A 9,382-nucleotide genomic window follows, 5' to 3' on the forward strand; every position below is an offset into this window, starting at 1 on the left:
TAAATGCGGCAGCAACCGCCCCAAACCCCCTGAACCGCACACCCGGTAGATGCCCAGATCAGGCAGGTGACGTCACAAGATCCCCGACAGAGCCGCAGAACGTGACCGTCCCGGCCACACGCTCGATCGACTCGACCACCACACCGGCTAAATGCGGTAGCAACCGCCCCAAACCCCCTGAACCGCACACCCTGTAGATGCCCAGTTCAGGCTGGGTACGTCACAAGATCCCCGACAGAGCCGAATCGGCTGACCGTCGACACGATGCGGAGCTATCGGGGTAGTGGTCGTCGTTCGTACGAGTGTCCGTACTAGCCTTGCCGTTCGTATGGATGCGTTCCCGTGTCTAGGGCCGGTTGAGGTCTGTTGGCTTTGTTGTTGAGGCTGCTTCCGGTGGCGCGGGTCAAGCGGTAAGGATGAGCGTGTACGGCCCTGCTGGGGAGAGCGTCGGTACAGGACGAGAGCGGGTTGGTCGATGGCAATCGCGGCGCGGGAGCCCTTGGGTGTGGTTGCGGGAGCGCTGGCTCCCGGCGATCTCGTACCCCGCGATGCGAACCTGGCGGTTGTTGAAGCCGAGGGGGCGAAGGTCGTTGCGGCCTACCGATTCGAGGCGCGAGAGCGGGAGCGACGGGCGGCTGCAGGTATGCCACCCCTGACGCGACCGGATGCCCTGAACCTCTTGATGGCGCTGCCGCTCGGCGAGCCTGTTCCTTCCGGATCACTGAACGGCAGGGAACGCCGAGCGTTGAAGTGCCTGCCGAAGGGGGCGGTGGTCCGACGCGACGGATTGATTACCCGTCTGGCAACCCAGCCGGTCCACGTCGACATGGTGTTCGTGCCCGGACGCAGCTGGGAATCGGCGATGGAGCGGGCCGAGCGGTTCACGCCATTCACTGCTCGTTCCGTATTGATCGATGGCGCGTTGCGGCGCAAGAACGAGGCGGTGATGCGCGCTGACTTCTACGGCATCGGATTGCTCCACGTCCAGGGTGATGCGGTCGAGGTTGTTGTGCCACCCAGCCCCTTCGTGCGCAAGCGCCATACGGTTGCTGGCTGGAAATTCCTGGAAGACGTCCACCGTCAGCTCCCCTGAGGGGGTGTATCCGGCTACTGAGTGACGGGCAACGTCGCCCATGCTTTGAGCGGCGCGGGTACTTGGAACCCGGACTTGGGACTCGCACCCACTCCGATGCGCTGGTTTACCAGTGCGTAGTGGTCGACGGCTGCAGCGCATTTGTTGCGCCACCACGTCTTACGCTCGGAGCCGGCTCGATGGCTGGCCATGTCGCTGACAAATGCGCCCCAGGTGTGGATGTTGTGGTTCTCGGCCTCACGCCGCGTTTCACCGTCGGAAAGGTAAAAGCTGTCGAGGCTGCGCCCGTCGCACTCCTCGCAGTCGCAGGTTGCCGGATCGGCATTGCCGTAGACCTTGGACAAGAACTCGGCGCCCTTGAAGCACATCAACTGCGGCATCAGGATGTGCGGGTACGTGGGGCCGCCACCGCGCTTGCCTATCTGGGCCTTCTCGTCGGGCGGTATCGCGTGGCGGAGCGAGCTCTGGACGCCGATTCCCGCGCACAGGGCGCCGTGCGCCATCACGTCGAGAGCTGCGAGGTCTGTGCGCAGCAGTGACATGTGCTCGACCTCGGTGAACAGCCGGCGCAAGTTGGCCGGGACGTCCTTCGTCTGTCCCAGTGGGTCGAACTGGCGGAAGAGGATGACCGCCTTCGGGTGACGGATCTTGGCGCATACCGCGATCAGTTGGCCGATGTTCTCCCGGCTCAGCCAGGTGACATCGATCGGAAGGGAGACCAGCGTGTCGGCTCGCTCGATCCGGTTGGCTTCCCGCATTACCGCTTTGAGGGTACGGGAGTTCGCCGGCGGTATGTAGCCGGTGGGCGTCAGTGCTGCGGTTGCCCCTCGAGCCTTCTGGAAGTTCAGTGAGGTGTCCACGGCGGCGAACAGTTCGTCGGGGGGAGCCATGAACGGCTCCTCGGCCGTTGCCGTGTATGTGGTGTACGCGGCGCTGTCGATCAGCAGAGTGCCCTGGTAGCCGACGTCGGCGCGGAGCTGGAAGGCGCGTGCGTCGGCGTTGACGCCGGTCATGACCACGCCGCTCAGGCCGTCATCGAGGGCCGGGCGAGGTCGGGGAGTGTACTGGGCATGTTCGTGCAGTAGTACGCGTCCCTGCAGGAGCGGCACCGCTGCCACGGTGTGGTCGAGCGTCTTCACGGCGGGCGGTCGCCGCCTGGGATCGGGGGCGTTGCTCATGAATCACCTCGCAGAAGGGTCCGGCACGTCCTTGTGTCCGGACGGAGAAGAAGCGCACAAGTAGATCTCGTGGAACTCCTCACGACCCAGGCCCGCCAGGTGAGCGGTCTCGGTCGCACTGAGGTGGTGCTGTCCCTCAAGCCGGGTGACGGCCTGGGCGATATGGCGCGGGGTCTCGCGCCGGATGACGACTGGTTCGTTGGTGCGGTAGCCGAGCGCGGACAACTCGACCATGAGTGTGCGGTATTGCCATTCGCTGATCACGCCCAGGTCTACGGCCCGTCGGATGACAGCGGCCATGGAGACTCCCCAGCGGGCTTTGAGATCCATGAGGCGGGCGACGTCGATGCCGGGCTTCAGCTCGCCCAGGATCACCTCGTGCGGCATGAGGAACTCGGCGGCGAACCGGTCGGCTTGGGCCTCCTGAGCGCGTCCCTCGCCCGGTGCGCGGTGCATGATCAGATGGCCCAGCTCGTGAGCGAGGCTGAAGCGTGAACGGTCGCCAGGGGCGGTGGAGTTGAGGAGTACCAGCGGTGCCTGGCCGTGCGGCCACTGGCTGACGGCGTCGAGTTCGGTGGTGCCCAGGTCGCGGACGACGACCAGGGCGCCGGCGTCTTCGAGTAGAGCGACCAGGTCATCGATGGGGCCGGCGGGAACGTTCCACTCTTCGCGCACCGTCTCCGCGGCGTCCGCGGGAGTGTCGAAGTCGTTCACCTCAATGGGCCTGAACCGGTGGGGGCGGTGGAGGGTCGCCGCCTGGGTCACCGCTTCGACCTGGAGGCGGGTGAGTGCAAGCGTCGCATGGATTCGGCGCAGCGCGGGGGCTCCCAGGGAGGCCCGCTTGCGGTGGTGTATTAGCCCTATGCCTGCCCCAGCCGTTTCAGCGGCCCGGCACAGCATCTCGGGGGTGAAGCGAAGCGCAGCGGCGAACAGGAGCACCCGCTCAGCCCGGACCGGGATGCGTCCGGCTTCAGCCCGGCTCACGTACCCCTGCGTGATGCGGTTGCCCTCCACGCGCGACATCTGCTCCGCAAGCTCGGACTGGGTCCACCCCCGGGAGTCGCGAGCCAGGGCGAGCATGGCGGGATCCGCCAGCAACTCCTTCTGATTGCTCACGGGTTCACCCCCATTCCTGGCGAGTCTCAACTCCAGCAAGGATACACGGTTTTATCCCTCGAAATATTCCGCACATGATCCGCAGAGTGTCATGCCCTCAGGGATATCACGCGCCACTGACAGTCCAACTCCACGCTCCGCGGGTTGTGTTCGGTAAGGCTTCCGGGGTGCGCACCCAACGGGGCCGTACTGCCGCCCTCCTGGCTTGATGCGGATGGGGGCGTTCCGTGGTCGAGCCTGACGCTGGCTCTGCCCGAATCGCCAGGCTGCAGGGTCGCGTTCCTGGGGCTGCGGCGTCTCACAGCAGGTGGTGCCGTAGCAGCCGCTCGGTGAGTGCCGGCTTGACCTCCAGCCCGGTGGTGCCGCCTGGCCGTACACCCGAAGCCGATCCCGTCATGGAGTGTTCTGAACAAAGCTGTCGAACCTCGGCTACGGCGACTGGACCGGACCCGCCGTCGCCACCTTGATCAGGGTGGGGCGGCCGGTGCGGGTGGCGGCCCGGAGATCGCCGCCCTCCTGCGCTGATCGGCAGCGCGTTATGTCGCCGGGCTTGCGGCGTCCACCCAGCGGGCGAGCACGCTGAACGCCGCGAGCTGCTCCAACGCCTCGTTCTCCGGTAGTTCCGGCAGGCCGTCCTGTGGCTGTTGGGATTGCGGATGCCTGCAAAGCAGCCTTCGGCGAAGGCGGCGGCCCCGCGCTGCACACTTCGGAACGTGTCGCTACCGTCGTCCGGCCTGAGCCGCAGGCGCGGCTGTCCGGGCCTGGGGTCGTCCTTGGAGAACACGCTCTGGAACAGGGCGGTTTCACTTGCGTCCCGGCGTCCAACCTTGTTCTGCGTCTCCGCGTTCACTTTCTTCGCGGCAGCCGTGACCGCCTCGCGGAAGTGCCCGCTCTGCCACAACGACCGGGCACCACTTCACACCCACGGATGCATCGGCGCGGCACTGAGCTGAGGAGCGTCATCGCCGAGCCGGTCCCGGACCTCCGCGTCCCGCTGCAGGGCCGCGTCGGCGCGCTGGGCGGCCTCCCGGTGCTGGTACCAGCGGTTCACGCTCTTGTTGTGGTCGGCGGGGACCTTGGTGCGCCAGCGGGGCAGGACACGGTCGAGGATCTGCTCGACCACTTGTGCGCTGGCGACGATCTCGGACTGCTTGCCGCGGTTGCTCAGGTGGCTGGAGATGCTGACGACGCCCGGCGGGTCGGGTTGACGGTAGAGCTCGGTCAGCTTCAGGAACTGTGCCAACTCGGTGCGGGCCCAGGGGATATCGATGCTCACGTGTCCATGGTGCCGTGTGGCACTGACAATCCCACGTGTCGGCAACTTCCGCGTTAGGTAAGCAGATCGAGCATGGCCGTTGCCGCGTGGGTGAAGCTGCTCGCCTGCCGCGCGCACCCGAGGATGCTGCTGGGCTTTCCTTGAGGCAGCTGCAGAACTTGCTTGTCAGTGCCGTCCGCCATAGTGCCGTTCATGATCAATGAACTTGATGGCGTCGACTGGCCGTCGATGGGCCACGCGTACGGTCCGGCCGACGATGTTCCGGTGTGGCTGCGGGAGATGGGTTCGCCGGATCCCGAGGCGCGCGAGAAGGCGTTCGGGAACTTCTACGGTGCGGCCCACCACCAGGGGGATGTCTACCCGTGCACCGCGGCGAGCCTGCCGTTTCTGTTCGCTCTGGCCGACGATCCGGCAACGCCAGATCGCGCGTCAGTCGTCGCGCTGCTGCTCAGCATCGGCCGCGAAGCCTCTGAATGTGACATCAACGCGGTGTACTTCACGCCCGACGGCACCGAGTCGACGGCCCACGCCGACGTGGTCGCGCAGATGCGCGAGCGCGCAGGAACTTTCGTCCGCTACGCGGTTGATGCTGAGCTGCTCGTGCGCAGGGCGGCGATCGAAGCTCTCGGCCTCTTTCTGGACGATGCTGATCTCGCCTTGGACGTGCTGCGCGGCCGGCTGGCGGCGGAGGACGGCACCGTGGAAAGGCTGTTGGTCATCTGCACGACGGCCGATCTCGCGCTTCGCCTGCCTGCGGTCCATGCCGCCGCCACGGCCTGGCTCGATGCCCTGATCGGCGAGCCGGCATCGGATGCCGACATCCGGTTGGCCGCGCTCGTGCACCGGACCCGCTGCACCCCTCAACGGATCGGGCGCGACCTCGTGCCGCAGGCGATTGAACTTCTCCGGCAGTCCACGACTACCCCGTCCCATACGCCCGATGACGAGGCGCACGAGCCCAACGCCGAGGGAGACACCCGCGCTTCGGCTTCCCCGCCGCCCGCGGAGCAGAACGTTCCGCCGGAGATAGCCGCGGCCTTCGAGGACCTGGAGCGGCACAACCGCGTCCACGCGCCGACCACGTCGTTGCTGCGCACCTTCCACGCGGTGCTGGACGCCCGCATCCCTGAGCGGACGGCTCTGCTCACGGAGCAGCTTCGCAGTTCCGATGCCGCCGTACGCTTCGACGCGATCGGTATGGCCCAGGACCTGATGGCGGCGTGGCGCGGTGACCACACCAACCTGGTGCTTCACCTCGCCGACTGCCTGCTGCCCGACGATCCCTACACCGCTGCCTCGGCTGCTGAGGCCCTCAGAGTTCTGGCCCCCGTATCCGAACCCGCCCGGGAAGCCCTGGCCTCCTACGTCGACATGCAACGCACCGTGCACGGTGGGGACGTGTGGGCGGCGCCGCAACCGCTGCTGCGCCGGGCCCACCAGGAAGCCGTCCTGGCACTGGCCCGCCTTGAAGATCTGCGAGCGCTGCCCTGTCTGCTGAACGCGCTGGATGACGACGTCGACGCCTGGCGCGCCCTGCAAGTCGTCGGGCAACTGCGTCCGGCCGCCGGTGATCTTGTGCCTCGGCTGAACGGGCGCCTGGCCGGCTCGGACTTCTCCCAGGACGGGTTCGGCTCGAGCACCGGCGCCCTGCTGTCCGCTCTTGACGCACTGCGTGACGGGGCCGCCATACCCGCGCTCACGAACGCCGTCACCGCTGCGATCCGCCAAGAGAACTGGCGTACCGCAGCCAACGCCCTCGATGCTCTGTCCGCATTCGGAACCGCGGCCGCAACTGCCCTTGATGTCGTCCGCCCGCTTGCCGACGCACAGGACATCCACCTGCGCATGGCCGCCACCGGTGCGCTGTGGGAGCTCGAAGGCAACGTTGAGAGTGCCGTGCCGAAGCTGCACGACCTGCTCGACACGCACGTGCACCGTGCGGCGGCCGACGTCCTTGGCCGGATCGGCCAACCCGCCGCGATGGCGCTGCCCCGCCTAAGAACCATGCTGGCCGATGGCTACGAATGGACCCGCATCCACGCGGCTGCCGCGCTGTGGGACATCGGAGGCGCGGCCGAGGCACCCGCTGTCGTCGAGACGCTGCTGGGCGCCTGGGAGGAGAACGACGCAACCTCCAACTACGTAGCCGCCTGCCTGAACCGCATGGGCCTAGCTGCTGCCCCCGCCCTCTCTCGGGTCATTGAAGAACTGGCACTTTCACGCCGCAGCGGCCACGTCCGCAGTACCGCCAACGACGAGGAACTCCAGGCCACCTGCCGCGCCATCGTCACACGCCTCATGTGAGAGTCACACAGTGCTTCATCGAAGCCCCGCGGCTGGCACCCCGTTGCGCTTGGTGTCGGCCGTACCGGCCAATGACATCCTCAGTCACGCCGGTTTCGCCCCGTCCTTGCCGAGTGCGCCGACGGGCGCCCGAGGTACAGGGTGCGGCGCGTACGAGCCGGTGGTTGCCCTTCGCGCGGAGCGCACCGAAATGCGCTGAAGGAGATACAGGGCGCGCGGCGGTGGGGGAGCTTCCATGGTCTGCAGATCGGCCGAGGTGATCTGCATGAGGGTGGGCGGCGGTTGGGGAGTATGGAAGCGAACGCTGCTGCCGTACCGCGGACTGGCTCCTGACATCTCGGACCGACGTGTCCTAACCATCCTGTGTCGACGCGGGGCGAGGCAGTGCGCTTGGACGCTGGACCGGGCGAGCGTGTCTGGAGCACTGGAATGCGGGGTGTCCTCTGCACCGTGTCACTGGTGACCGCTCTCCGGGTCGGCGGCGCGGCTGCTGACTTGCGACGGGGGATGAACCATCGAGTCGTCAGACCCGCCTCGAGCCGCGGGCCGCGCGGCAGATGTGCATGAGGTGGTGCTGGGGGTCGATACGCATCGCGATGTGCATGTTGCGGCTGTGGTCTCGTTGACGGGCCACGTCTTAGAAGCTGTTGTCTTTCCGGACTTGAGGACTGCGTTTCCGCTGGTCGGGCATAGGGTCGGCGATCCCGTGGGAGTTGTGGCCTGTCGTGCTGTCGCTGCCTGGGAGGTCGTGGATGCCGTCGGTGGTTGGGCTGTTGGAACAGCGTGAGCTGGGTGCTCGCCGTCGTGTGGACGAGCTGCGGGAGGAAGCCGACCGTGTCCAGGCCGAGTTGGCCGTGGCCGAGCGGGAATGGAAGGAGTGGGCCATCGCCTGCTCGCGGGTCGGCGAGGTGCTGGCCCCCGTGGACGAGGGCGGGCGGGACCCCGCCCGGGCCGAGGGGACCGCGCCGGCCGCCGAAGAGCAGACCGGAAAGACGCCGCAGGTGCCGGAGGCAGCGAAGACGAAGTCGCAGGTTCCGATGTGGCGTGAAGGGCTGGCCTGGTCGGTGCTGTCGGTGGACTACCAGCGCATCCTTAGGGCTCTCGCGGACCGGGACCGGCTGCATCAAGGGGCGCTGACCTGCCAGGAGATGGCCGCGGCGTTCGGCATGGACGTGGTGCCGGCACGGGTGGAGGCACTGCGGTCGAAGGCGAAGCACCTGGTCGCGCGCGGCTGGCTGGCCGAGCAGCAGCCAGGCCGGTTCACGCTGGCTGCGGGCGTGGCCGGGCCAGGCGGCGGGTCATGAGCAGGGCCATCGACCAGTAGACCATCGCCTCGGCGCTGGTGGTGCGACGCTCGTAGTCGCGCACCAGGCGGCGGGTGCGCATGAGGTGGGCGAAGAGACGCTCGACGATCCACCGCTTGGGCAGCACCACGAAGCCGCACATGTCGTCGCTGCGTTTGAACGATCGCCAGGACCAAGGGCGAGCCTGGCCAGGCAGTACTCGACGAGGCTGCCGGTGTAGCCTCCGTCGGCCCAGACCAGCTCCAACTGGTGGTGCACGTCGGCGACTTGCCGCAGCAGCACCCGGGCGGCGGTGCGGTCGCCGGTGTCCGCGGCGGTGACCATCACGCCCAGCAGCAGGCCGAGCGTGTCGACCACGACGTGCCGCTTGCGCCCGTTGACCAGCTTGCCGCCGTCGAAGCCGCGGCTGTCCGACCCGACGACGGCGTCCGCCTTGACCGACTGCGAGTCGATCACCCCGGCCGACGGCTCCGCATCCCGCCCCAGCCGCTCGCGGATCCTCGCGCGCAACCGGTCGTGGAACTCCTTGACCAGGCCGTGGTCGCGCCAGCGGCGGAAGAACGCATAAGCCCGGTCCCACGGCGGAAAGTCGGCGGGCATCGCCCGCCACTTGATGCCTTTGTCGACCAGGTAGCCGATCGCATCGAGTATCGCCCGGTGGCAGTACGCCTCCGGCTGCCCTCCCCGGCCGCGCATCCAGCCAGGCACCGGCAGCAACGGCCGTACCGCCGCCCACTCCGCATCGGTCATGTCCGTCGGGTAGCGAGACTGCCGAAACCCGTTGTCGGCGGCGTTTCCGAACCGGTGAGCCAGACAGTCACACTCCAGCGTGAGGGAACTGGACGGCCCGGCCATCGACACGGAAGACTGCCGCACCAGGGCCTCCTGATGTTGCTCGGTGATTCGACACCAACGAGCTGTTCAGGAGGCCCTGCTCGTATGCGCCGAACACCCCGCGACCACCCAATCGAGACTCCCGTTCGACAGACTGGAACGACAACAGCTACTTAGAGGTCCTAAGAAGCCGTATTCCTATCGATCATGAGGACGGTTCTGGTCGAACAAGGTGCCTGGTCGGGTGATCTTGGCCGGGTGGATGCATGAGAACAGG

General features: G+C 67.3%; 7 protein-coding genes and 1 pseudogene. 3 read left to right on the forward strand and 5 right to left on the reverse strand.

Annotated features, from left to right (window positions below; translation table 11 throughout):
• Nucleotides 1–475: 475 nt before the first annotated feature.
• Nucleotides 476–1,093: a hypothetical protein gene (locus ACFY10_RS54920; RefSeq protein WP_345567423.1), complete on the forward strand. Its 618-nt coding sequence runs from the start codon at nt 476–478 to the stop codon at nt 1,091–1,093.
• A gap of 14 nt (nt 1,094–1,107) precedes the next feature.
• Here the strand turns inward: ACFY10_RS54920 and ACFY10_RS54925 are convergent, their stop codons facing one another.
• The 4 genes and pseudogenes from ACFY10_RS54925 to ACFY10_RS54940 all read right to left on the reverse strand — a co-directional run bounded on the left by ACFY10_RS54925 (nt 1,108) and on the right by ACFY10_RS54940 (nt 4,663).
• Nucleotides 1,108–2,271, reverse strand: coding sequence for a hypothetical protein (locus tag ACFY10_RS54925; protein ID WP_390672967.1), 1,164 nt, complete (start codon nt 2,269–2,271; stop codon nt 1,108–1,110).
• Between the two features lie 3 nt (nt 2,272–2,274).
• Nucleotides 2,275–3,387, reverse strand: coding sequence for a helix-turn-helix domain-containing protein (locus ACFY10_RS54930; protein WP_390672968.1), 1,113 nt, complete (start codon nt 3,385–3,387; stop codon nt 2,275–2,277).
• Between the two features lie 640 nt (nt 3,388–4,027).
• Nucleotides 4,028–4,288, reverse strand: a pseudogene (locus tag ACFY10_RS54935) (TIGR02391 family protein); the annotation flags it as partial.
• Between the two features lie 15 nt (nt 4,289–4,303).
• Nucleotides 4,304–4,663 (reverse strand): hypothetical protein, encoded by a 360-nt coding sequence (locus tag ACFY10_RS54940; protein WP_390672969.1) that lies wholly within the window; start codon nt 4,661–4,663, stop codon nt 4,304–4,306.
• A 192-nt stretch (nt 4,664–4,855) separates the two neighbouring features.
• Here ACFY10_RS54940 and ACFY10_RS54945 point away from each other — a divergent pair, with 192 nt between their 5' ends.
• Together ACFY10_RS54945 and ACFY10_RS54950 are read left to right on the forward strand one after the other, a co-directional pair.
• Nucleotides 4,856–6,967: a HEAT repeat domain-containing protein gene (locus tag ACFY10_RS54945; protein WP_390672970.1), complete on the forward strand. Its 2,112-nt coding sequence runs from the start codon at nt 4,856–4,858 to the stop codon at nt 6,965–6,967.
• Between the two features lie 752 nt (nt 6,968–7,719).
• A complete protein-coding gene (locus ACFY10_RS54950) occupies nt 7,720–8,271 on the forward strand; it encodes a hypothetical protein (protein WP_388843013.1) in 552 nt (183 codons plus the stop codon).
• Here ACFY10_RS54950 and ACFY10_RS54955 read toward each other — a convergent pair.
• Entirely contained in the window at nt 8,266–9,021 is a 756-nt protein-coding gene (locus ACFY10_RS54955; RefSeq protein ID WP_390672971.1) for an IS5 family transposase, read from the reverse strand. The two genes, ACFY10_RS54950 and ACFY10_RS54955, sit on opposite strands and share 6 nt — an antisense overlap.
• Nucleotides 9,022–9,382: the final 361 nt, after the last annotated feature.

It is taken from the genome of Streptomyces sp. NPDC001401, assembly GCF_042895385.1.
In the GTDB taxonomy this organism is placed as follows: domain Bacteria; phylum Actinomycetota; class Actinomycetes; order Streptomycetales; family Streptomycetaceae; genus Streptomyces.